Annotated in this window: 28 protein-coding genes; 18 read left to right on the top strand and 10 right to left on the bottom strand. The window is 61.8% G+C overall.

Annotation, left to right across the window (positions count from 1 at the left end; genetic code table 11):
* The first annotated feature begins 10 nt into the window (after window positions 1-10).
* The 9 genes from ACKLNA_RS09875 (at window position 11) to ACKLNA_RS09835 (ending at window position 5,932) form a co-directional block, all read left to right on the top strand.
* Entirely contained in the window at window positions 11-601 is a 591-nt protein-coding gene (locus ACKLNA_RS09875; RefSeq protein WP_085709070.1) for a YggT family protein, read from the top strand.
* Window positions 598-888: a DUF167 domain-containing protein gene (locus tag ACKLNA_RS09870; RefSeq protein WP_134828400.1), complete on the top strand. Its 291-nt coding sequence runs from the start codon at window positions 598-600 to the stop codon at window positions 886-888. Before ACKLNA_RS09875 ends, ACKLNA_RS09870 begins: the two co-directional genes overlap by 4 nt.
* Window positions 889-997: 109 nt before the next feature.
* Window positions 998-2,137 carry a homoserine O-acetyltransferase gene (locus tag ACKLNA_RS09865; protein ID WP_085731566.1) on the top strand — a complete coding sequence of 380 codons (1,140 nt, stop codon included), beginning with the start codon at window positions 998-1,000 and terminating at the stop codon, window positions 2,135-2,137.
* A 7-nt stretch (window positions 2,138-2,144) separates the two neighbouring features.
* The gene (gene metW, locus ACKLNA_RS09860; protein ID WP_085709067.1) at window positions 2,145-2,765 is read left to right on the top strand and encodes a methionine biosynthesis protein MetW; all 621 of its coding nucleotides are present in this window, start codon (window positions 2,145-2,147) and stop codon (window positions 2,763-2,765) included.
* Between the two features lie 26 nt (window positions 2,766-2,791).
* A complete protein-coding gene (locus ACKLNA_RS09855) occupies window positions 2,792-3,226 on the top strand; it encodes a DUF4426 domain-containing protein (protein WP_085580861.1) in 435 nt (144 codons plus the stop codon).
* Entirely contained in the window at window positions 3,223-3,819 is a 597-nt protein-coding gene (gene rdgB / locus ACKLNA_RS09850; protein ID WP_085709065.1) for an RdgB/HAM1 family non-canonical purine NTP pyrophosphatase, read from the top strand. The genes ACKLNA_RS09855 and rdgB overlap by 4 nt, the downstream gene beginning before the upstream one ends.
* Window positions 3,816-5,021 carry a radical SAM family heme chaperone HemW gene (hemW, locus tag ACKLNA_RS09845; RefSeq protein ID WP_408985746.1) on the top strand — a complete coding sequence of 402 codons (1,206 nt, stop codon included), beginning with the start codon at window positions 3,816-3,818 and terminating at the stop codon, window positions 5,019-5,021. Before rdgB ends, hemW begins: the two co-directional genes overlap by 4 nt.
* 20 nt (window positions 5,022-5,041) lie before the next feature.
* On the top strand, window positions 5,042-5,365 hold the full coding sequence (locus tag ACKLNA_RS09840) for a DUF3392 domain-containing protein (RefSeq protein ID WP_085709063.1): 324 nt from the start codon (window positions 5,042-5,044) through the stop codon (window positions 5,363-5,365).
* 18 nt (window positions 5,366-5,383) lie between these two features.
* Window positions 5,384-5,932 (top strand): RNA 2'-phosphotransferase, encoded by a 549-nt coding sequence (locus ACKLNA_RS09835; protein WP_408985745.1) that lies wholly within the window; start codon window positions 5,384-5,386, stop codon window positions 5,930-5,932.
* Window positions 5,933-5,995: 63 nt separating this feature from the next.
* Here ACKLNA_RS09835 and trmB read toward each other — a convergent pair whose 3' ends face one another.
* The 4 genes from trmB to ACKLNA_RS09815 form a co-directional block, all read right to left on the bottom strand.
* Window positions 5,996-6,721, bottom strand: a complete 726-nt coding sequence (trmB, locus tag ACKLNA_RS09830) for a tRNA (guanosine(46)-N7)-methyltransferase TrmB (RefSeq protein ID WP_085646976.1) — start codon at window positions 6,719-6,721, stop codon at window positions 5,996-5,998.
* A gap of 9 nt (window positions 6,722-6,730) precedes the next feature.
* A complete protein-coding gene (locus tag ACKLNA_RS09825) occupies window positions 6,731-7,525 on the bottom strand; it encodes a thiazole synthase (RefSeq protein ID WP_007953385.1) in 795 nt (264 codons plus the stop codon).
* A 190-nt stretch (window positions 7,526-7,715) separates the two neighbouring features.
* Window positions 7,716-7,916, bottom strand: a complete 201-nt coding sequence (gene thiS, locus ACKLNA_RS09820) for a sulfur carrier protein ThiS (RefSeq protein WP_007953386.1) — start codon at window positions 7,914-7,916, stop codon at window positions 7,716-7,718.
* Window positions 7,917-7,988: 72 nt separating this feature from the next.
* A complete protein-coding gene (locus tag ACKLNA_RS09815; RefSeq protein ID WP_179693392.1) occupies window positions 7,989-8,369 on the bottom strand; it encodes a DUF423 domain-containing protein in 381 nt (126 codons plus the stop codon).
* Between the two features lie 74 nt (window positions 8,370-8,443).
* Between ACKLNA_RS09815 and mtgA the strand changes: the two genes are divergently transcribed.
* Window positions 8,444-9,166, top strand: coding sequence for a monofunctional biosynthetic peptidoglycan transglycosylase (gene mtgA / locus ACKLNA_RS09810; RefSeq protein ID WP_408985744.1), 723 nt, complete (start codon window positions 8,444-8,446; stop codon window positions 9,164-9,166).
* Window positions 9,167-9,236: 70 nt separating this feature from the next.
* Here the strand turns inward: mtgA and rpoH are convergent, their stop codons facing one another.
* The 4 genes from rpoH to ftsY form a co-directional block, all read right to left on the bottom strand.
* Complete coding sequence (gene rpoH / locus ACKLNA_RS09805) at window positions 9,237-10,091, bottom strand: RNA polymerase sigma factor RpoH (protein WP_007953393.1); 855 nt, start codon at window positions 10,089-10,091, stop codon at window positions 9,237-9,239.
* 116 nt (window positions 10,092-10,207) lie between these two features.
* The gene (gene ftsX / locus ACKLNA_RS09800; RefSeq protein WP_408985743.1) at window positions 10,208-11,233 is read right to left on the bottom strand and encodes a permease-like cell division protein FtsX; all 1,026 of its coding nucleotides are present in this window, start codon (window positions 11,231-11,233) and stop codon (window positions 10,208-10,210) included.
* The gene (gene ftsE, locus ACKLNA_RS09795) at window positions 11,230-11,901 is read right to left on the bottom strand and encodes a cell division ATP-binding protein FtsE (RefSeq protein ID WP_408985742.1); all 672 of its coding nucleotides are present in this window, start codon (window positions 11,899-11,901) and stop codon (window positions 11,230-11,232) included. The genes ftsX and ftsE overlap by 4 nt, the downstream gene beginning before the upstream one ends.
* Window positions 11,898-13,454 (bottom strand): signal recognition particle-docking protein FtsY, encoded by a 1,557-nt coding sequence (gene ftsY / locus ACKLNA_RS09790; protein WP_408985741.1) that lies wholly within the window; start codon window positions 13,452-13,454, stop codon window positions 11,898-11,900. Before ftsY ends, ftsE begins: the two co-directional genes overlap by 4 nt.
* Between ftsY and ACKLNA_RS09785 the strand changes: the two genes are divergently transcribed.
* The 6 genes from ACKLNA_RS09785 to ACKLNA_RS09760 all read left to right on the top strand — a co-directional run bounded on the left by ACKLNA_RS09785 (window position 13,453) and on the right by ACKLNA_RS09760 (window position 19,140).
* Window positions 13,453-13,647: a hypothetical protein gene (locus tag ACKLNA_RS09785; protein WP_085611983.1), complete on the top strand. Its 195-nt coding sequence runs from the start codon at window positions 13,453-13,455 to the stop codon at window positions 13,645-13,647. The genes ftsY and ACKLNA_RS09785 overlap by 2 nt on opposite strands.
* 152 nt (window positions 13,648-13,799) lie before the next feature.
* Window positions 13,800-15,155 carry a pitrilysin family protein gene (locus ACKLNA_RS09780; RefSeq protein ID WP_150793210.1) on the top strand — a complete coding sequence of 452 codons (1,356 nt, stop codon included), beginning with the start codon at window positions 13,800-13,802 and terminating at the stop codon, window positions 15,153-15,155.
* Window positions 15,148-16,635 (top strand): M16 family metallopeptidase, encoded by a 1,488-nt coding sequence (locus tag ACKLNA_RS09775; RefSeq protein WP_408985740.1) that lies wholly within the window; start codon window positions 15,148-15,150, stop codon window positions 16,633-16,635. Before ACKLNA_RS09780 ends, ACKLNA_RS09775 begins: the two co-directional genes overlap by 8 nt.
* Window positions 16,635-17,243, top strand: a complete 609-nt coding sequence (gene rsmD, locus ACKLNA_RS09770) for a 16S rRNA (guanine(966)-N(2))-methyltransferase RsmD (protein WP_085605898.1) — start codon at window positions 16,635-16,637, stop codon at window positions 17,241-17,243. The genes ACKLNA_RS09775 and rsmD overlap by 1 nt, the downstream gene beginning before the upstream one ends.
* Before the next feature lie 63 nt (window positions 17,244-17,306).
* On the top strand, window positions 17,307-18,305 hold the full coding sequence (locus tag ACKLNA_RS09765; RefSeq protein WP_408985739.1) for a hydrolase: 999 nt from the start codon (window positions 17,307-17,309) through the stop codon (window positions 18,303-18,305).
* Window positions 18,306-18,309: 4 nt separating this feature from the next.
* Window positions 18,310-19,140, top strand: coding sequence for an AraC family ligand binding domain-containing protein (locus tag ACKLNA_RS09760; RefSeq protein WP_408985738.1), 831 nt, complete (start codon window positions 18,310-18,312; stop codon window positions 19,138-19,140).
* A gap of 6 nt (window positions 19,141-19,146) precedes the next feature.
* Here the strand turns inward: ACKLNA_RS09760 and ACKLNA_RS09755 are convergent, their stop codons facing one another.
* The gene (locus ACKLNA_RS09755) at window positions 19,147-20,001 is read right to left on the bottom strand and encodes a sulfurtransferase (RefSeq protein WP_408985737.1); all 855 of its coding nucleotides are present in this window, start codon (window positions 19,999-20,001) and stop codon (window positions 19,147-19,149) included.
* Window positions 20,002-20,028: 27 nt separating this feature from the next.
* On the bottom strand, window positions 20,029-20,700 hold the full coding sequence (locus ACKLNA_RS09750; protein ID WP_408985736.1) for a TetR/AcrR family transcriptional regulator: 672 nt from the start codon (window positions 20,698-20,700) through the stop codon (window positions 20,029-20,031).
* 146 nt (window positions 20,701-20,846) lie between these two features.
* Between ACKLNA_RS09750 and ACKLNA_RS09745 the strand changes: the two genes are divergently transcribed.
* Together ACKLNA_RS09745 and ACKLNA_RS09740 are read left to right on the top strand one after the other, a co-directional pair.
* On the top strand, window positions 20,847-22,277 hold the full coding sequence (locus ACKLNA_RS09745; protein ID WP_408985735.1) for a coniferyl aldehyde dehydrogenase: 1,431 nt from the start codon (window positions 20,847-20,849) through the stop codon (window positions 22,275-22,277).
* Window positions 22,278-22,301: 24 nt separating this feature from the next.
* On the top strand, window positions 22,302-22,847 hold the full coding sequence (locus tag ACKLNA_RS09740) for a twin-arginine translocation pathway signal protein (RefSeq protein WP_408985734.1): 546 nt from the start codon (window positions 22,302-22,304) through the stop codon (window positions 22,845-22,847).
* The last annotated feature ends 20 nt before the right edge of the window (window positions 22,848-22,867 follow it).

Here is a 22,867-nt window from a genome sequence, read left to right as displayed (position 1 = left end):
GGAGCCTTACATGATTGGATTGAACACCGCAGCGGTCTACGTGCTGCAAACCCTCGGCAGCCTGTACCTGCTGATCGTGCTGCTGCGCTTCGTCCTGCAACTGGTACGGGCGAACTTCTACAACCCGCTGTGCCAATTCGTGGTCAAGGCCACTCAGCCGCTGCTCAAGCCACTGCGCCGGATCATCCCGAGCCTGTTCGGCCTCGACATGTCGTCGCTGGTACTGGCAATCCTCGTGCAACTGGCACTGATGGCACTGACCCTGCTGCTGACCTACGGCACCACCGGCAACCCGCTGCAACTGTTCATCTGGTCGATCATTGGCGTGACCGCGCTGTTCCTGAAGATTTTCTTCTTCGCCCTGATCATCAGCGTCATCCTGTCGTGGGTCGCCCCGGGCAGCCATAACCCGGGCGCCGAACTGGTGAACCAGATCTGCGAACCGGCCCTGGCACCGTTCCGCCGCTTCCTGCCGAGCATGGGCGGTCTCGACCTGTCGCCGATCTTCGCCTTCCTCGCGCTGAAGCTGATCGACATGCTGGTGATCAACAACCTCGCGGCGATGACGATGATGCCGGAAATCCTGCGCCTGTTGATGTGAGCTGGTTCCGTTGGGACGGTGACGACTTGATCCTCGAGTGTCACCTGCAACCGGCAGCCCGCAGCGATGACTTCGCCGGGCTGCATGGCGACCGCCTGAAGATCCGCCTGACCGCGCCGCCGGTCGAAGGCAAGGCCAATGCCTATCTGATGGGGTTTCTGGCCAAGGCTTTTGGGGTTTCCAAGAGTCAGGTCAGTTTGCTCAGTGGTGAGTTGAACCGGCAGAAGCGGGTGAAGATTTGCTCACCGAAGAAGTTGCCGGATTTGCCCGGTTTAGCTCTTCCTTGATCGTTCCCACGCTCCGCGTGGGAACGAGCACAAATCAGGCCTGATCGTTGCTTGCCGCTGGGGGCAGCGGTCTTTAGACTTACGCCTCATTTCAACGAGAGCAGGGTCGATGCCAGCTGCCTTTCCCCCCGATTCTGTTGGTCTGGTGACGCCGCAAACGGCGCACTTCAGCGAACCGCTGGCCCTGGCCTGCGGCCGGTCGCTGGCCGCTTATGACCTGATCTACGAAACCTACGGCACGCTGAACGCACAAGCGAGCAACGCCGTGTTGATCTGCCACGCCTTGTCCGGCCACCACCATGCCGCCGGTTATCACAGCGTCGACGACCGCAAGCCCGGTTGGTGGGACAGCTGCATCGGCCCCGGCAAACCGATCGACACCAACAAGTTCTTCGTGGTCAGCCTGAACAACCTCGGCGGCTGTAACGGCTCCACCGGCCCGAGCAGCCTCAACCCGGACACCGGCAAGCCGTTCGGCGCCGATTTCCCGGTGCTGACCGTGGAAGACTGGGTGCACAGCCAGGCACGCCTGGCCGACCTGCTCGGCATCGGCCAGTGGGCGGCGGTAATCGGCGGCAGCCTCGGCGGCATGCAGGCGCTGCAATGGACCATCACCTATCCGGATCGCGTGCGCCACTGCCTGGCCATCGCCTCGGCCCCCAAGCTGTCGGCGCAGAACATTGCCTTCAACGAAGTGGCGCGTCAGGCGATTCTCACCGATCCGGAATTCCACGGCGGCTCGTTCCAGGAACAAGGCGTGATTCCCAAGCGCGGTCTGATGCTGGCGCGGATGGTCGGGCACATCACCTACCTGTCCGACGACTCCATGGGCGAGAAATTCGGTCGTGGCCTGAAGAGCGAAAAGCTCAACTACGACTTCCATAGCGTCGAGTTCCAGGTCGAAAGCTACCTGCGCTATCAGGGTGAAGAGTTCTCCGGGCGCTTCGATGCCAACACCTATCTGTTGATGACCAAGGCGCTGGACTACTTCGATCCGGCGGCGAACTTCGACGATAACCTGGCGAAAACCTTCGAAGGTGCCAAAGCCAAGTTCTGTGTGATGTCGTTCACCACCGACTGGCGCTTCTCCCCGGCCCGCTCTCGGGAACTGGTGGACGCGCTGATGGCTGCACGCAAGGACGTCAGCTACCTGGAAATCGACGCGCCCCAGGGCCACGACGCCTTCCTGATTCCGATCCCGCGTTATTTGCAGGCGTTCGGCAATTACATGAACCGAATTACGGTGTGAACAAGCCATGAGAGCTGATCTGGAAATCATCCAGGAATGGATCCCCGCCGGCAGCCGCGTGCTCGACCTCGGTTGCGGTGACGGCGAGTTGCTGACCTGGCTGCGCGACCACAAGCAGGTCACCGGTTATGGCCTGGAAAACGACCCGGACAACATCGCCGAGTGCGTGGCCAAGGGCATCAACGTCATCGAACAGGACCTGGACAAGGGCCTGGGCAACTTCGCCAGCAACAGCTTCGACGTGGTCGTGATGACCCAGGCCCTGCAGGCCGTGCACTACCCGGACAAGATCCTCGACGAAATGCTGCGGGTCGGTCGCCAGTGCATCATCACCTTCCCCAACTTCGGCCACTGGCGCTGCCGCTGGTATCTGGCGAGCAAGGGCCGGATGCCGGTGTCCGAGTTCCTGCCGTACACCTGGTACAACACGCCGAACATTCACTTCTGCACCTTCGAAGACTTTGAAGAACTTTGTCGCGAACGTGAGGCGAAGGTCATTGATCGGCTTGCCGTGGATCAACAGCACCGCCACGGGTGGGCCAGTAAGCTATGGCCTAATCTGTTAGGTGAGATCGGTATCTACCGCGTCAGCAGCCCGGGGCTGCAGGATCACAAAATCGCGGTCTGAACCACGACATTGCGAGGAGAACGAACATGGGACGCCTGATTACCACGCTGCTGGCCGCCTGCCTGAGCCTGTCGGCCGTGGCAGCCGATGCCATCAAGAGCGAGCGCCAGGAAACCTTCGGCGACGTGACGGTGCACTACAACACTTTCAACTCGACCTACCTGCAACCGGACATCGCCAAGGCTGCCGAACTGATCCGCAGCAAGAATCAGGGCGTGATCAATGTCTCGGTGATCAAGGACGGCAAGCCATTGATCGCTAATGTCACCGGCACGGTGAAAGATCTGACCAGCCAGACCGTGACCCTGAATTTCCGCCAGGTTACCGAACAGGGCGCGATCTATTACATCGCCCAGTACCCGGTGGAACAGCAGGAAACCCGCACCTTTGAAATCAAGGTGCAGAACGGTGACAAGATCAACACCATCAATTTCAACCAAGAGCTTTTCCCCGGCGAATGATGAACCTCAAGCAACTCGTACTGGCCAGCCATAACGCCGGCAAACTCAAGGAACTCCAGGCCATGCTCGGCGAATCGGTGCAATTGCGCTCGATCGGCGAGTTCAGCAGCGTGGAGCCGGAAGAAACCGGTCTGTCGTTCGTCGAGAACGCGATCCTCAAGGCCCGCAACGCCGCGCGCATTTCCGGGCTGCCGGCGCTGGCCGACGATTCGGGTCTGGCGGTGGACTTCCTCGGCGGTGCGCCGGGCATCTACTCGGCGCGCTATGCCGATGGCAAGGGCGACGCGGCGAACAACGCCAAACTGCTCGACGCCCTGAAGGATGTGCCTGAAGCCGAGCGCGGCGCGCAGTTCGTCTGCGTGCTGGCCTTGGTGCGTCACGCTGACGATCCGCTGCCGATTCTTTGCGAAGGTCTGTGGCACGGGCGCATCCTGACCGCCGCCAGCGGTGAGCACGGTTTCGGCTACGACCCGCTGTTCTGGGTGCCGGAGCGTAACGTGTCCAGCGCCGAACTGAGCCCGAGCGACAAGAACCAGATCAGTCACCGCGCCCGTGCAATGGATCTGCTGCGCCAGCGTCTGGGCTTGAAATGACCGATAGCTCCTCCGCGTCGCCACTGATCATCGGCGGCGCCGCCTCTTCGCCTCGGGCGCCGTTGCCGACGCTGCCGCCCCTGGCGCTGTACATCCACATCCCGTGGTGTGTGCGCAAATGCCCTTATTGCGACTTCAACTCCCACACCGCCAGCCCGGTGCTGCCGGAGCAGGAATATGTCGACGCGCTGCTCGCCGACCTGGATCAGGATCTGCACGCGGTGTACGGCCGTGAGTTGAGTTCGATCTTCTTTGGCGGCGGCACGCCGAGCCTGTTCAGTGCCGAAGCCCTTGGTCGCTTGCTGGAAGGCGTCAAACAACGCATCCCGTTTGCCGAGGACATCGAAATCACCCTGGAAGCCAACCCCGGGACCTTCGAGCAAGAGAAGTTCGTCGCCTACCGCAAACTGGGCATCAATCGCCTGTCGATCGGTATCCAGAGCTTCCAGCAGGAAAAGCTCAAGGCCCTCGGCCGCATCCATAACGGCGACGAAGCGGTGCGTGCCGCCGGCATGGCGCGCCAGGCCGGGTTCGATAACTTCAACCTCGACCTGATGCACGGCTTGCCGGACCAGTCGCTGGACGATGCCCTGAGCGATCTGCGCCAGGCCATCGAACTGAAGCCGACGCACATTTCCTGGTATCAGCTGACACTGGAGCCGAACACCGTGTTCTGGAACCAGCCGCCAGTGCTGCCGGAAGACGACACGTTGTGGGACATTCAGGAAGCCGGGCAAGCGCTACTGGCCGAGCACGGTTACGCGCAGTACGAGGTTTCGGCCTATGCGCAACCCGGTCGCCCGGCGCGACATAACCTCAACTACTGGAGTTTCGGCGACTTCATCGGCATCGGCGCGGGCGCCCACGGCAAGCTCAGCCATCCGGACGGGCGCATCGTACGCACCTGGAAGACGCGCTTGCCGAAGGACTACCTCAACCCGGCCAAAAGCTTCCAGGCCGGCGAGAAAGCCCTGACCAACGACGAGATGCCCTTCGAGTTCCTGATGAACGCCCTGCGCCTGACTGCCGGTGTCGAATCACACCTGTATCCCGAGCGCACCGGCCTGCCGCTGGAAAGCCTCGATGAACACCGGCGCGAGGCCGAACAAAGCGGTCTGTTGCAGGTCGAACCGTCACGTCTGGCGGCCACCGAGCGCGGACAACTTTTTCTCAACGATTTGCTGCAGAAATTTCTGAGCTGAATGGCTCCCGGGGAAACCGCATGGATTTGATACTCGACCTGCTCGCCACTGTCTCCCGCTGGAGCCGCAGCAACCTCTCGGAAATCGCGCTGGCCCTGGTGGGCTGCCTGCTCGTGCTGTTCGGCGCCGACTTCAAAGGCTGGGTCGAGCAACGCCTGGGCAGCATCGCCGGCGCCCTGCGCGTCCCGCTGATGGCCCTGTTGTGCATGGTCGGCAGCGGCGCGGCGCTGATCTACGCCACACCGTGGGTGGTGAAGGGGCTGAGCCAGTTCAACAACTACAGCCTGGCGCCGGTGTTGTTGGTGGTGCTGGTTTTGATCGGCGTAGTCGCCGACCGACGCTGAATACAGACAGGGAAGTTCATGAGCAAGAAACTGCTGGACGAAACAAGCAAATTTCTCAGCTTCGTGCTGCGTCATGAGCCACAGGCGATTGGCCTGACGCTGGACTCTGAAGGCTGGGCGAACATCGACGCCTTGATCGATGGCGCGGCACGGGACGGCAGAACGCTGGATCGCACGCTGATCGAAAACGTCGTGGCCAGCAGTGACAAGAAACGCTTTTCGATCTCTCCAGACGGTCAGTCGATTCGCGCCGTACAGGGCCACTCGACGAAAAGCGTGGAGCTGCAGTTCGAAGAAAAGCAGCCTCCGGAAACGCTCTATCACGGCACCGCGACGCGCTTCATGGACTCGATCAACGAACAGGGATTGATCCCGGGATCACGTCATCACGTGCATCTTTCCCAGGAAACCGCCACGGCTTCGGCGGTCGGGCAACGTTACGGAACGGTCGTGATTCTGCAGGTCGCCGCGTGGCGGATGCAGGAACAGGGGTTCAAGTTCTATCAGGCCGAGAATGGTGTCTGGCTGACAGAGCGGGTACCGGCGGAATTCCTTTCTACGATGTAATGACCGAGTACTGCTAAAACAACTGTGGGAGCCATTGGCTCCCACAGTTTTATTGCATAAGGCTTAAGCGAGTTTCTCGAACTTCAGATCCCACACGCCATGCCCAAGACGTTCGCCGCGGCGTTCGAACTTGGTGATCGGGCGTTCGGCCGGGCGTGGCACGCACTTGCCGTCTTCGGCGAGGTTGCGATAGCCCGGCGCGACGTTCATCACTTCCAGCATGTATTCGGCATACGGTTCCCAGTCGGTGGCCATGTGCAGAATGCCGCCAACCTTCAGCTTGCTGCGCACCAGTTCAGCGAAGGACGCCTGGACGATGCGGCGCTTGTGGTGACGGCTCTTGTGCCACGGATCCGGGAAGAACAGCATCAGGCGATCGAGGCTGTTGTCGGCGATGCAGCGGTTGAGCACTTCAATCGCGTCGCAATCGTAGACCCGCAGGTTGGTCAGGCCCTGAGTCAGTACGCCGTTGAGCAGCGCGCCGACACCCGGACGGTGAACCTCGACACCGATGAAATCCTGTTCCGGCGCAGCGGCTGCCATTTCCAGCAGCGAGTGGCCCATGCCGAAACCGATCTCCAGCGAACGCGGCGCGGAACGGCCGAACACCTGATCGTAATCCACCGGCGCATCGGCCAGCGGCAGGACGAACTTCGGCGCGCCCTGATCCAGGCCGCGCTGCTGGCCTTCGGTCATGCGCCCGGCGCGCATCACGAAACTCTTGATGCGGCGGTGTTGGCGCTCGTCGCCTTCTTCCGTCTGGATTGGCGTGTCGTTCGATTCAGTCATCAATAGCTCTTACTTGATCAGACCATCCAGCGGCGAAGAGGCGCTGGCATAGAGTTTTTTCGGCATGCGGCCGGCGAGGTAGGCCAGGCGGCCCGCGACGATCGCGTGTTTCATGGCTTCGGCCATCATGATCGGCTGCTGGGCGTGGGCGATGGCCGAGTTCATCAGCACGGCGTCACAGCCCAGCTCCATGGAGATGGTGGCGTCGGAAGCGGTACCGACACCGGCATCCACCAGCACCGGGATCTTGGCTTCTTCGAGGATGATCTGCAGGTTGTACGGGTTGCAGATCCCCAGGCCCGAACCGATCAGACCGGCCAGCGGCATTACCGCGATGCAGCCGATTTCCGCAAGCTGCCGGGCGATGATCGGGTCATCACTGGTGTAAACCATCACATCGAAGCCTTCCTTGACCAGCACTTCGGCGGCCTTGAGGGTTTCGATCACGTTGGGGAACAGGGTTTTCTGGTCGGCCAGCACTTCCAGCTTCACCAGGTTGTGGCCATCGAGCAGCTCACGGGCCAGGCGGCAGGTGCGCACGGCTTCGACCGCGTCGTAGCAGCCAGCGGTGTTCGGCAGGAAGGTGTAGCGATCCGGCGACAGCACTTCGAGCAGGTTCGGCTCGCCTTCGATCTGGCCCAGGTTGGTGCGGCGCACCGCGAAGGTGACGATCTCGGCACCCGAGGCTTCGATGGCCAGGCGGGTTTCTTCCATGTCACGGTACTTGCCGGTACCGACCAGCAAACGCGACTGGTAAGTACGACCGGCCAGAACGAAAGGCTTGTCGCTACGAACGATGCTCATGGGAAGTCCTCTGTTGGGGTGAGGGTCTTGCAGAATTCCTTAATAGCCAAACGCTGTGAAAACGTCGCGAGCGAAGGAAAGACAAGGCAAAAACAGGCGAGGAAGCGGAGTTTACGGGTTGTAAATGAGCATTCCGAGCCTGTTTTTAACGCAGTATTTCCGAGCGCAGCAGTTTTCACAGTGTTTGGGGCTAGCCGCCGCCGATGGCGTGCACCACTTCGACGTTGTCGCCGTCATTCAAAGTGGTGTCGGCGTGCTGGCTGCGCGGGACGATATCCAGATTGAGTTCGACCGCGACGCGGCGTCCGGTCAGGTCCAGACGGGTCAGCAGGGCCGCAACGGTTTCACCGTCGGGCAGTTCAAAGGATTCACCGTTCAACTGAATGCGCATGCGCAACGCCGCCATCACTTTTTAGGGGGTGGCATTCTAGCCCGATCATGACCTAAAGGTCAGCACCAAGCGTCAAGCGGTTGGCTGCAGGCGCCAGGCGGCGAGTCCGAGGCACAGCCAACCGATCAGGAACGCCAGGCCGCCGAACGGGGTGATGATGCCGAGCTTGCCGATGCCGATGGTGGTCAGCAGGTACAGACTGCCGGAGAACAGCAGGATACCGACGGTGAACGAGATGCCGGCCCAGGCGACCAGACGCCCCTGAAGCTGCGTGGCCAGCAGTGCCACGCCGAACAGCGCCAGCGCGTGCACCAGTTGATAGGTGACGCCGGTGTGGAAGATCGCGAGGTACTCGGGGGTCAGGCGGTTTTTCAGGCCATGGGCGGCGAATGCGCCAAGGCCGACACCGGTGAAACCAAAGAAGGCAGCCAGCATCAGAAAGCTACGCAGCATGTAGAACTCCACTCAGACTCGATCGGCAGGGTCTGTATAATGGCCCGCTCAACCGGTTCGGCCAAGCCATCTCTATGCTGCGTTTATTTCTCCGTCGTTTCACGAAGGCCCTGCTCTGGTTCGCGGGCGGCAGCGTATTGCTGGTGTTGGTGTTTCGCTTTGTGCCGCCGCCGGGCACGGCGCTGATGGTCGAGCGCAAGATCGAATCCTGGGTCGACGGCGAGCCGATCGATATGCAACGCACCTGGAAGCCGTGGGACGAGATCTCCGATGACCTGAAGGTCGCGGTGATTGCCGGCGAAGACCAGAAATTCCCCGAACATTGGGGTTTTGACCTGAGTGCGATCAAGGCCGCACTGGCCCACAACGAACTCGGCGGTTCGATTCGCGGCGCCAGCACCCTGAGCCAGCAAGTGTCGAAAAACCTGTTTTTGTGGTCCGGCCGCAGCTATCTGCGTAAAGGTCTTGAGGCGTGGTTTACTGCGCTGATCGAAGTGTTCTGGCCCAAGCAGCGGATTCTTGAGGTATATCTGAACAGCGTCGAGTGGGATGACGGCGTATTTGGCGCTGAAGCAGCGGCACGGCATCACTTTGGCGTAAGCGCCAAGTCTTTGTCCCGCCAGCAGGCGAGTTATCTGGCGGCCGTGCTGCCCAATCCCCGGGTCTGGAGCGCCAGTCACCCGACTTCCTATGTTTCGCGCCGGGCCGGCTGGATTCGCCAACAGATGAGCCAGTTGGGTGGCGACAGCTATTTGCTGACACTCGATGATTCACGCCGCGCGCCCTGGGCCCAATGAGTTTCTGAAGCGCATACAAAAACGCCCCGATCATCACTGATCGGGGCGTTTTTTATTGCCGGTTCACCGGTTACGCGGCAATCGACAACTTGAGCTTGTTCATCGCGCTCTTCTCGAGCTGACGGATCCGCTCGGCCGACACGTTGTACTTCTGCGCCAGGTCGTGCAGCGTGGCTTTCTCTTCTGCCAGCCAGCGCTGGTAGAGGATGTCGCGGCTGCGTTCGTCCAGCACTTCCAGCGCTTCGTGCAGGTTGTGATTGGAGTTGTCGCTCCAGTCGGCATCTTCCAGCTGACGCGCCGGGTCGTACCGGTGGTCTTCCAGGTAGTTGGCCGGCGACTGGAAAGCACTGTCATCGTCGGCTTCGGCAGCCGGGTCGAAGGCCATATCATGCCCGGTCAGGCGACTTTCCATCTCACGCACTTCACGCGGCTCGACGCCGAGGCTTTCCGCCACACGGTGGACTTCCTCGTTGTTCAGCCAGGCCAGACGTTTCTTCTGGCTGCGCAGGTTGAAGAACAGCTTGCGCTGGGCCTTGGTGGTCGCGACTTTCACGATCCGCCAGTTGCGCAGGATGAACTCGTGAATCTCGGCCTTGATCCAGTGCACCGCGAAGGACACCAGACGCACGCCCATTTCCGGGTTGAAACGCTTCACGGCCTTCATCAGGCCGACGTTACCTTCCTGGATCAGGTCAGCCTGAGCCAGACCGTAGCCGGAATAGCTACGGGCGATGTGTACGACAAACCGCAGGTGGGCGAGCACCATCTGCCGAGCCGCCCCCAGATCCTGCTCATAGTAGAGACTCTCGGCCAGTTCACGCTCCTGCTCCGGCGTCAGCAATGGAATGCTGTTGACGGTGTGCACGTAGGCTTCCAGGTTTGCGCCTGGAACCAATGCATACGCAGGTTGCAAAGAATTGGACATACGGAAAAACCTCCGACTTACATACTCATGCTTTTCAGCATTGCGAAAAATTGACCGGAAACTCAAATGAAAGTTTCCTTAACCACTGAAAGGTCAATCACGCGCAAAAAAAGATTCTACTTCGGCGCCAGCTCCCTGAGATGACGTGCGACTGCAATCCATGCACCGATATAACCCAACAGCACCGCGCCAAGCAAGAGCGACAGACCGTCGGCAACTGGCACGCCGGCCAGTGCGAAATCGCTGCCGTACAAGCCGGCCAGCCCGACCACCGCATCGTTCAGCCAGTTCAGGCCGAACGCCAAAACACCCCAGGACAGCAGCCCCGCACCGAAGCCATACAGCGCGCCCATATAAAGGAAGGGACGACGCACATAACTGTCGGTGCCGCCGACGAGTTTAATCACTTCTATCTCGGTGCGGCGGTTTTCAATATGAAGACGAATGGTATTGCCTATCACCAAAAGTAATGCAGAAACCAGCAACACCGTCAGACCGAACACGAAACGGTCACCGAGCTTGAGGATGGCGGCCAGACGCTCGACCCAGACTAGATCAAGTTGCGCCTGTTGTACCTTGGGCAGCTCGGAAAGTTTTTGTCTTAATGCTTCCAGGGTCGACTTGTCGACCTCGTTCGGCGTCACCAGCACCACGCCCGGCAGCGGGTTCTCCGGCAGTTCGCGCAGGGCTTCGCCCAGTCCCGACTGCTGCTGGAACTCTTCCAGCGCCTGATCGCGGCCGACATATTCAGCATCAGCTACGCCCGGCATGCCTTTGATCTGTTCACGCAACGCTTCACCCTGAGCCGGAGTCGCCTCCAGCTCCAGGTACAGCGAAATCTGCGCCGCGCGCTGCCACGAGCCGCCCAGACGCTCGACGTTGCTCAGCAACAGCGAAAGGCCCATCGGCAGACTCAGCGCAACCGCCATCACCATGCAGGTGAAGAAGCTGCCGATCGGCTGCTTGCCGAGACGGCGCAGGCTGTCGATCCAGCTGGCGCGATGGCTTTCGATCCAGGCACGGAACAACGTGGCGAAGTCCGGGCCGTCGTCATCGTCGTGCTTTTTCTTCTTTGGCGGTTGCGGGTCGGCGGCCTTCGGGGCCACGCGCTCGGAAACCTTCGGACTGCGTGTCGCACTCATACGCCGGTCTCCCCGTCGCCGATCAATCGGCCGCGTTGCAGGGTCAGCATGCGATGGCGCATGCGCGCGATCAGCGCCAGGTCGTGACTGGCGATCAGCACGCTGGTGCCCAGACGGTTGATGTCTTCGAACACGCCCATGATCTCGGCCGCCAGACGCGGGTCGAGGTTACCGGTCGGTTCGTCCGCCAGCAGCAGGGCCGGACGGTGAACGATGGCGCGGGCAATGCCGACGCGCTGTTGCTGACCGGTGGACAGGTCGCCCGGATACAGCTCGGCCTTGTCCGACAGCGCCACGCGCTCCAGCGCCGAATCGACGCGCTTGGCGATCTCGACCTTGGACAGCCCGAGAATCTGCAACGGCAGCGCGACGTTGTTGAACACCGTGCGATCGAACAACAGTTGATGGTTCTGGAACACCACGCCGATCTGCCGGCGCAGGAACGGAATCTGCGCATTGCTGATGGTGCTCAGGTCCTGCCCGGCCAGCAGCAGCTTGCCGCTGGTCGGACGTTCCATCGCCAGCAACAGGCGCAACAATGTGGATTTACCGGCACCGGAGTGGCCGGTGACAAACAGGAACTCGCCGCGACGGACTCGAAAGCTCAGCTCATGCAAGCCGACGTGACCGTTCGGGTAGCGCTTACCGACCTGTTCGAAACGAATCATGAACGCTCCCGCTCGGCAAACAGTGCCTGGACAAAGGGTTCGGCTTCAAAAGTACGCAGATCGTCGATGCCTTCACCGACGCCGATGTAGCGGATCGGCAGGCCGAATTGCTTGGCCAGGGCGAAAATCACCCCGCCCTTGGCGGTGCCGTCGAGCTTGGTCAGCGCCAGGCCGGTCAGTTCGACGGTCTGGTTGAATTGCTTGGCCTGGTTGATGGCGTTCTGGCCGGTGCCGGCATCGAGCACCAGCAGCACTTCGTGCGGCGCATCGGCGTCGAGCTTGCCGATCACCCGGCGAACCTTTTTCAGTTCTTCCATCAGGTTGTCTTTGGTGTGCAGACGACCGGCGGTGTCGGCGATCAGCACGTCGATGCCACGGGCCTTGGCGGCCTGCACGGCGTCGAAGATCACCGAAGCCGAATCCGCGCCCGTGTGCTGGGCGATCACCGGAATCTTGTTGCGCTCGCCCCAGACCTGCAACTGCTCCACAGCCGCAGCACGGAAGGTGTCACCGGCGGCCAGCATGACTTTCTTGCCTTCGAGCTGCAGTTTCTTCGCCAGTTTGCCGATGGTGGTGGTCTTGCCGGCGCCGTTGACGCCAACCACCAGAATCACGAACGGCTTGTTCTGCGAAACGATCTTCAGCGGCTGCTCGACCGGTTTGAGCATTGCAGCCAGCTCGGCCTGCAGGGATTTGTACAGGGCGTCGGAATCGGCCAGCTCTTTACGCGCGACCTTCTGGGTCAGGCGCTGGATAATCACCGAAGTCGCTTCGACGCCAACGTCGGCGGTCAGCAGGCGGGTTTCGAGATCGTCGAGCAGATCGTCATCGATGGCTTTCTTGCCGAGGAACAGGCTGGCCATGCCTTCACCGATGCTGGCGCTGGTCTTGGACAGGCCCTGCTTGAGGCGGGCGAAGAAGCCGGCCTTGGTTTCTTCGGTGCGCGGGGCCTCGACCGGAGTTTCAACCTGGATTTCCACAGGAGCGACTGGCGCTACGGCGACCGGTGCAGGTGCAGGTGCAGGTGCAGGTGCAGGTGCAGGTGCAGGTGCAGGTGCAGGTGCAGGCTCGGGGATTTCGATAACCGGGGCAACTGGAGCAACCGAAATAGGCTCGGCAAGAACTGGCGCGGCCTCGATCAGAGGTTCAGGTTCAGCCACAGGAGCCGCAACTACAACCGGCTCGGGGGCGAACGCAACCGGCGCAGGAATCGGCGGCGTAACGTGCGGCGCAGCCTCTTCAACCAGCGCCACCGGCTCCTCCGCCACTGGCAAGGTCAACCACGGCTCACTGGCCGGAGTCAGCGGCAATTCGGCGGCAGCCGGCGCTTCAGGCTCGGCCTCGGCCACCGGTTGCAGCACCGGCTCGGCGATCGGCAGCACAACCGGTGCCGGCGCTTCTTCTATTACGGGAGCGGGCGCAGGGGCCGGCTCAGGAATGGCGGTCGGCTGTTCGACGACGGGCTCCTGCGGTTTCTTGCGCAGCCATCCGAACAGGCTTTTCTTCTCGCCAGCCGCAGCTGGGGTCTTCTTGTCGTCGTTGGAACCAAACATGGAGGACGGCTATCTCACGGTAGCGACGCGCCACAGGGGCGCCCCGGCAAATAAATATTCGATGCAGAACAGACTGTGTTTCACCCAGCTTGTTCACGCGCAACATTTTGTCGAGGCGCCAAAAGCACCTCAAAGGTCATTAAATACGAAGGACTGGAACGGCATCGTCGGCGAAAACGCAGAGTTTAGCTGAGAAACTCAAAGCTTCTGCCGGTAACCCGTACAACCTATAGACCGATCAGTGGCCTGATAGGCGTGGCCGCCAGTAAAACGGATCAGTATCCTAGCACCCTCTCGCCCGCCGACGCTAAGACCAAGCGGGCAGCCCAACAGGTTTAAAAACGAATGAATGCTCTAGCCCGCCGCGCCGCAGGCCTGCTGCTCAGCACAGTCTGCCTGCCCCTTTCGGCCCTGGCGGCCGACCCGCAACCGACCCACGAATTCACCCTCGACAACGGCCTGAAGGTCGTGGTGCGCGAAGACCATCGCGCGCCGGTGGTGGTGTCGCAGGTCTGGTACAAGGTTGGTTCCAGCTACGAAACCCCGGGCCAGACCGGTCTGTCCCATGCTCTCGAGCACATGATGTTCAAGGGCAGCGAGAAAGTCGGCCCCGGCGAAGCCTCGCTGATCCTGCGCGACCTCGGCGCCGAAGAGAACGCGTTCACCAGCGACGACTTCACCGCTTATTACCAGGTGCTGGCCCGCGACCGTCTGGGCGTGGCCTTCGAACTGGAAGCCGACCGCATGGCCAACCTGCGCCTGCCGGCCGACGAGTTCGCCAAGGAAATCGAAGTCATCAAGGAAGAACGCCGCCTGCGCACCGACGACAAGCCGATGTCCAAGGCCTACGAGCGCTACAAGGCCATGGCCTACCCGGCCAGCGGTTATCACACGCCTACCATCGGCTGGATGGCCGACCTTGAGCGGATGAAGGTCGAAGAGCTGCGTCACTGGTACCAGTCCTGGTACGTGCCGAACAACGCCACACTGGTGGTGGTCGGCGACGTGACCCCGGACGAGGTGAAGACCCTTGCCCAGCGCTATTTCGGGCCGATCGCGAAACGCGACGTGCCGCCGGCGAAGAAGCCGCTGGAACTGGCCGAGCCCGGCGAACGCCAGATCACCCTGCACGTGCAGACCCAACTGCCGAGCCTGATGCTTGGTTTCAACGTTCCGAGCATCGCCACCGCCGAAGACAAACGTTCGGTCAACGCCTTGCGCCTGATTTCGGCCCTGCTGGACGGCGGCTATAGCGGTCGCATCCCGACACAACTGGAGCGCGGTGAAGAGCTGGTCTCCGGCGGCTCGTCGAGCTACGACGCCTACACCCGCGGCGACAGCCTGTTCACCCTGTCGGCCACGCCGAACACCCAGAAGAAAAAGACCATGGCCCAGGCTGAAGCCGGTCTGTGGAAACTGCTGGAACAACTGAAAACCACCGCACCGTCCGCCGAAGAGCTGGAGCGCGTGCGTGCGCAGGTCATCGCCGGTCTGGTTTTCGAGCGCGACTCGATCACCAGCCAGGCCACCGCCATCGGCCAGCTGGAGACCGTCGGTCTGTCGTGGAAGCTGATGGACACCGAACTGGCCGATCTGGAAAGCGTCACCCCGCAAGACATCCAGAACGCCGCCAAGCTGTATTTCACCCGCGAACGTCTCAGCGTCGCCCACGTCCTGCCACTGGAGACGACTCATGAGTGAGCGCAAAACCCCACGCCTGCTGCTCGGCCTGATCGCCGTGGCCGTCATCGGCTCCGCAGCGTTCTACCTGGTACCAAGCGACAACACCAAGGCCAGCGAAGCACTGGATAACGCCAAGTCCAGCCAGAAGCTGCAATCGCTGGCCGAACTCGACGGCAAGGCCCCGGCCAGTCGCAAGCTCGACGTGCAGACCTGGAACACCGCCGAAGGCGCCAAGGTGCTGTTTGTCGAAGCCCGCGAACTGCCGATGTTCGACATGCGCCTGATCTTCTCCGCCGGCAGCAGCCAGGACGGCAACGCGCCGGGCCTGGCCCTGCTGACCAACGCCATGCTCAACGAAGGCGTGGCGGGCAAGGATGTCGGCGCCATCGCCCAAGGTTTCGAAGGCCTGGGGGCGGATTTCGGCAACGGCGCCTATAAAGACATGGCCATCGCGTCGCTGCGCAGCCTCAGTGCTGCCGACAAACGTGAGCCAGCGCTGAAACTGTTCTCGGAAGTGGTGGGCAAACCGACCTTCCCGGCCGACTCCTTCGCGCGCATCAAGAACCAGATGCTCGCCGGTTTCGAGTACCAGAAACAGAACCCCGGCAAACTCGCCAGCCTGGAGCTGATGAAGCGTCTGTACGGCGATCACCCGTATGCCCATTCCAGCGATGGCAACGCGCAAAGCGTGCCGAAGATCACGCTGGCGCAATTGCGTGAGTTCCATGCCAAGGCCTATGCCGCCGGCAACGTGGTGATCGCGCTGGTGGGCGATCTGTCCCGCAGCGAAGCCGAGGCGATTGCCAATCAGGTCTCCGCTGCGCTGCCAAAAGGCCCGGCACTGGCGAAAGTCGAGCAACCGACCGAGCCGAAAGCCGGCATCGGCCACATCGAGTTTCCGTCGAAGCAGACCAACCTGATGATCGCGCAACTGGGCATCGATCGTGATGATCCGGACTACGCCGCCCTGTCGATGGGCAACCAGATCCTCGGCGGTGGCGGTTTCGGCACCCGGCTGATGAGCGAAGTGCGCGAGAAGCGCGGCCTGACCTACGGCGTCTATTCGGCCTTCAGCCCGATGCAGGCTCGTGGACCGTTCATGATCAATCTGCAGACCCGCGCGGAAATGAGCGAAGGCACCCTGAAACTGGTGCAGGACGTGCTCGCCGACTACCTCAAGACCGGCCCGACCCAGAAAGAACTCGACGACGCCAAACGCGAACTGGCCGGCAGCTTCCCGCTGTCCACCGCGAGCAATGCCGATATTGTCGGTCAACTGGGTGCCATGGGTTTTTACAACCTGCCGCTGAGTTATCTGGACGACTTCATGCGTCAGTCCCAGAGCCTGACGGTCGAGCAGGTTCGCGACGTCCTGAACAAACACTTGAGCACGGATAAACTGGTCATCGTCAGCGCTGGCCCGACCGTGCCGCAAAAGCCGTTACCGGCCCCATCTGATAAACCTGCCGAGCAGCCGCTCGGGGTTCCGGAGCATTAATGGCCAGTCCAAAGAAACCTGTACAAAAACTGCACAACGGTGTGAACCAGTTGCGCATCATCGGCGGCGAATGGCGCAGCCGAAAGCTGAGCTTCCCTGATGCGCCGGGCCTGCGTCCGACGCCGGACCGGGTGCGCGAAACCCTGTTCAACTGGCTCGCGCCCTATGTCGCCGGGGCCAAGGTGCTCGATCCGTTCGCCGGCAGCGGCGCGTTGTTTCTCGAAGCGCTGTCCCGTGGAGCGGCCATGGGTCAGGCGCTGGATGCCAGCCACGTCGCGGTCTCCAGCCTGAAAGAACACCTCGGCACCCTGCGCTGCACCAACGGCCACGTACAGACCGCCGATGCCCTGCGTTATCTGGAAACCCAGACCGCGACCGCGTTTGACCTGGTGTTCCTCGATCCGCCGTTCAACCAGAACCTGCTGCCCACCGTGTGCACATTGCTGGAAGAGCGCCAATGGCTGGCCGACGATTCGTGGATCTACACTGAAAGCGAAACCGCGCCATCGACCCTCGGCCTGCCGGGCAACTGGCGCCTGCACCGCGAGCAGAAATCCGGGCGGGTGTACTACGCGTTGTGGCAACGTATGGCAGTGATCGCCGGTTAACCGACCGGCCTGAAAAAGCGGCGAGTCTCAGCCGAGGCTCGCTGCGCTGCATCGAGAGCAATCGTGTCCCCTTCGTCAAAACCGTTCATCCCCGCCTTCGGCCTCGGCAATCCGCACCTGCAGACCTTGTGGGGGCCGCTGTGGCGTAAAACCGTGCACCTTGATCGCCAGCGCGAACGGCTGTGGCTGGACGACGGTGACTTTCTCGACCTCGACTGGCACGGCCCGCACAGCGCCGAAGCGCCTCTGGTGTTGGTGCTGCATGGTCTGACCGGTTCTTCCAATTCGCCCTACGTCGCCGGGATCCAGGCAGCGCTCGCCGCCCAAGGCTGGGCCAGTGTTGCGCTGAACTGGCGTGGTTGCTCAGGCGAACCCAATCTGTTGCCGCGCAGCTACCATTCCGGCGCCAGCGAAGATCTCGCCGAAGCCATCCGCCATCTCAAAGCCAAGCGGCCATTGGCGCCGCTGTATGCAGTCGGTTACTCCCTCGGCGGCAACGTGTTGCTCAAGCACCTGGGGGAAACCGGCAGCGCCAGCGGCGTGCTCGGCGCAGTGGCGGTGTCGGTGCCGTTTCGACTGGATCAATGCGCCGACCGTATCGGCCAGGGTTTTTCGAAGGTCTATCAGGCGCACTTCATGCGCGAGATGGTGGCCTACATCAAGAACAAGCAGCGCCAGTTCCAGCACGACGGGCGCGAGGATGGTCTTGCCGCACTGGCCGCCCTCGGCTCGCTGGAAAACATGCGCACCTTCTGGGATTTCGACGGCCGGGTGACCGCGCCGCTGCACGGTTTTGCCGATGCCGAGGACTATTATCGCCGGGCATCGAGCCGCTACTTTCTGGGCGAGATCCGCACGCCAACCCTGATCATTCAGGCGGCGGACGATCCGTTCGTGTTTCCCCACAGCCTGCCGCAGGCCAGTGAGCTGTCGAGCTCGACCGCGTTTGAATTGCAGGCCCGGGGCGGACATGTCGGCTTCGTCGATGGCTCGTTCCGCCAACCGGGTTATTACCTGGAACGACGCATTCCCCAATGGCTGGCCGACACGGGGCGCGGGTGAGGTCATGAGCGAACAGGGCGAGTCGATCCGTTTCTGGCAAACCGCGCCATTGGCCGGCGTCGAGCTGCTCTCGGCGCGTTACATCGAGCACCGCTTCGCCCCGCACGTCCACGACGGCTACGTGATCGGCATGATCATGGCCGGCGCCCAGCGCTATCGTTATCGCGGTGCCGAGCACCTGGCCAGCAGCGGCACGCTGGTACTGATCAACCCGGATGAATTGCACACCGGCCACAAAGGCACCGAGGACGGCTGGCTGTACCGGGCGTTCTACCCGGACACCGACAAGATTGTCTCGCTGCTTGAAGAACTGGAACTACCAACCGCGCCAATGCCGGCCTTTGGCGCGACGCTGTATCGCGACCCGGATCTGGTCAACGGCTTCAGCCAGTTGCACCGTTTGCTGGAAAGCCCCGCCACCGCGCTGCAACAGCAGACGGTGTGGCGCGAAATGATGATGCTGCTGTTGCAACGCCACGCGGCGGTGCAGATCAACGGCAAACCCGGAAAAGAGCACCGCGCAGTAGTAATGGCCAAGGAGTTGCTCCACGCACAACTGGCGGCGCCCCCCTCGCTGGAAGAACTGGCGGCAGCGGTGAACCTGTCGCCCTTCCACTTCGCCCGGGTATTCCGCCGCGCCACCGGCATGCCGCCGCACACCTGGCTGATGCAACAGCGGATCGCCTGCGCGCGGGGTTTGTTGCAGAGCGGCTGCCTGCCGGTGGAAGTTGCCACGCAACTGGGCTTTGCCGACCAGAGCCATCTGAGCCGGCAGTTCAAACAGGTTTATGGCGTGGGACCGGCGGCCTATCGCAGTGCGCGACTGGACCGCTGAACGCGCTTACTCACCCGTGGCAACACCACGCGAAGGCTCGTTGATCCACTCGCTCCACGATCCGGCATACAGCGTACCCAACGGATAACCCGCCAGGCACAGGGCGAACAGGTTATGGCACGCCGTCACCCCGGAACCGCAATACGCCACCAGATCGCTCGGCGAACGCTCACCGAGTTTCGCGGCAAAGCGCTGCTTGAGCTGATCGGCCGGCAGGAAACGTCCGTCGCTGCCCAGATTCTCGGTAAACGCCGCGCATTGCGCGCCGGGAATGTGCCCGGCGATCGGATCGATCGGCTCCACTTCACCCTTGAAGCGTGGCAAGGCGCGGGCATCGAGCAGGGTCAGGGCCGGCTGGCCGAGGCGCTGCTGCAATTGCTCGGCGCTGAGCAGCAGATGTTTGTCCGGCTGACCGCTGAACGTCCCGCGCGCCACCGAAGGCGCATCCAGGCTCAGCGGCAGGCCGGCCGCATGCCAGGCCTTGAGCCCGCCGTCGAGAATGAACACGCCGTCGCGCTTGCCCAGCCATGCCAGCAACCACCAGGCCCGCGCCGCGTAGGCACCGGGGCCGTCGTCATACAGAACCACGTCGCTGTCGTTGTTGATGCCGAACGCTTGCAGGCGCTCGATCAACGCCGCCGGCTCCGGAAGCGGATGGCGCCCGGTCACACCCTTGGTCACCGGCCCGCTCAGGTCACGTTCAAGATCGGCGAAACTCGCCCCGGCAATGTGCCCTTCGGCATAGCTGCGCTGGCCGTAATCCGGATCTTCAAGGGCAAAACGGCAATCGAGAATCACCAGCCCCGGTTGCTCCTTGCGGGCATCCAGCGTGGTCGGGCTGATCAGTTGCGCAATCGGCATAGCGAACGACTCCTGTGAGCGGATGGGTCAGGACCTTTCTTCGAGGGCCTGGGCCAACGGTACGTAGAACTCTTCGAACAGTGCATTGACCTCATCGCGGGACTGCTCGGTGACAAACCCGGCCTCCAGCACCAACACCTGATACACACCACGTTTAATGGCCTGCTCGCTGAGGTAATTGGAGTTTTCCCGGGTGGTGCACAGAAAGCGCACCCAGGAGGTGAGGATGATCCACGCGTTGAGGGTCAGGGATTCGATCTGCACCCGGTCCATTTTCAGGATGCCGGCAGCGACGAAGCCTTCATAGATTGCCGCGCCCTGAATCACGCAGCGCTGGGAAAAGCGCCGGTAACGTGCGGCCAGGTCCGGATCGCTGTCGAGCAGATGCTCGAGATCCCGGTGCAGAAAGCGGTAGCGCCACATCGCCGACAGCAGTTCCTTGAGATAGAAGCGCTTGTCTTCGACCGTCGCCGCACGCCCCTGAGGCGGGCGCAGGAAGCTGTCCACAAGGCTTTCGTACTCACTGAACAACACGGCGATGATCGCCTGCTTGTTGGGGAAGTGGTAGTACAGGTTGCCCGGAGAAATCTCCATGTGGGCAGCGATGTGATTGGTGCTGATGCTGCGCTCGCCCTGCTGATTGAACAGCTCGAGGCTGTTCTGCACGATGCGCTCGCTGGTTTTGATCCGTGGGGCCATGGCTTGAGCTTTAATTCAGAGTGCGTTGGGGGGCATCTTACGACCTAACCGGAATGGGATAAAACCATGATGCCCGAGGAAGTCATTTGACTTTCTAGAGCATAGACTCTAGAAAGTTCCTCACGACAACAAATCCGGAGCCGACAATGACCGCCGATATTGCCTACCTGCAATCGTTGCAACAGCCGCTGGAAGAGCTCAACCGGTTGTTCGACGCGCAGCGCGCCGCCTATGCCGCCAACCCGATGCCGCCTGCCGCCCAGCGTCAGCAATGGCTCAAGGCCTTGCGCGATCTGCTGAACAGCGAACGGCAGGCGCTGGTCGAGGCGATCAGTTCGGATTTCAGCCACCGCAGTGCCGACGAAACCCTGCTCGCCGAGCTGATGCCGAGCCTGCACGGCATTCATTACGCCAACCGGCATATCAGCCAGTGGATGAAACCTTCACGGCGCAAGGTCGGCGTCGCCTTCCAGCCGGCATCGGCGAAAGTCGTGTATCAGCCGCTGGGCGTGGTCGGCGTCATCGTGCCGTGGAACTACCCGTTGTTTCTGGCCATGGGCCCGTTGACCGGTGCCCTCGCGGCGGGCAACCGGGTGATGCTCAAGCTCAGCGAATCGACCCCGGCCACCGGCCTGTTGCTCAAGGAATTGCTGGCGCGGATTTTCCCCGAAGACCTGGTGTGCGTGGTGCTCGGCGAGGCCGATGTCGGTGTGGCGTTCTCGAAACTGCGCTTCGATCACCTGCTGTTCACCGGTGCCACCAGCATCGGCAAGCATGTGATGCGCGCGGCGGCGGAAAACCTCACGCCGGTGACCCTGGAGCTGGGCGGCAAATCCCCGGCCATCGTCTCCCACGACGTGCCGCTCAAGGACGCCGCCGAGCGCATCGCCTTCGGCAAGACCCTCAACGCCGGCCAGACCTGCGTGGCGCCGGACTACGTCTTGGTGCCGGAAGAACGGGTCGGCGGTTTCGTCGAAGCCTATCGTCAGGCCGTGCGCGGGTTTTATCCGACTCTCGCCGACAACCCGGACTACACCGCGATCATCAACGAACGCCAACTGGCACGGCTCAACAGTTACCTCAGCGACGCCACCAGCAAGGGCGCGCTGCTGATTCCGCTGTTCGAGCAGAGTCAGGGCCGACGCATGCCACACAGTCTGCTGCTGAATGTCAGCGACGAGATGACGGTGATGCAGGACGAGATCTTCGGCCCGCTGCTGCCGATCGTGCCGTATCAGGATCTGGATCAGGCATTTGCTTACATCAATCAGCGGCCACGTCCTCTGGCTCTTTACTACTTCGGCTACGACAAACGCGAACAGAACCGCGTGCTCCACGAAACCCATTCCGGTGGAGTCTGCCTCAACGACACGCTGCTGCATGTGGCCCAGGACGACATGCCGTTCGGCGGTATCGGGCCGTCGGGGATGGGGCATTACCACGGACACGAAGGCTTTCTGACCTTCAGCAAGGCCAAAGGTGTGCTGGTTAAACAGCGCTTCAACGCGGCGAAGCTGATTTACCCGCCGTACGGCAAATCCATTCAGAAACTGATCCAGAAACTGTTCATTCGCTAACGTCACCGCCGGGTAATAACAACAATGCACCCAAGCCTGACCGAAACACCCGCCCTCTCGCGCCGTGGCCTGCTGAAATTCAGCCTCGGCGCCACGGCTTTCCTCGCCACTGCCGGCCTTGGCGCCAGTCTGAGCGGTTGCTCATCGAGCGTATCGGCCAACGGATTCGCCGCGTTGCGCAGCGGTGACCTGCTGTTTCTGCGCGCACTGATTCCGGTAATGCTCGATGGCGCCGTCGCGTTGGAAAAGATGCCCGCCACTGTTGATGGAACGCTGAAGTCCCTGGATTACAGCCTCGATCACCTGTCGCCGGAAATGCTCAAGCTCACCCGACAGCTGTTCGATGTGCTGGGCATGGCCGTGACCCGTGGGCCGCTGACCGGCATCTGGGGCAGTTGGGAAAACGCCAGCCCCGAGGCGATCCGGCACTTTCTCGAGCGCTGGGAAAACAGCTCGTTGAGCCTGCTGCGCATGGGTCACAGCTCCCTGCTGCAAATGGTGATGATGGCCTGGTACACCCGCGCCGAATCCTGGGCCCATTGCGGTTACCCCGGCCCGCCCACGGTTTAAGACTCGCGCCTTCCCCGAAC

The sequence above is a fragment of the Pseudomonas sp. UV AK001 genome (assembly GCF_046097675.1).
GTDB lineage: Bacteria > Pseudomonadota > Gammaproteobacteria > Pseudomonadales > Pseudomonadaceae > Aquipseudomonas > Aquipseudomonas kribbensis.
The sequence above is the reverse complement of the archived record's forward strand: the minus strand, read 5'-3'. Positions and strand labels throughout refer to the sequence as shown.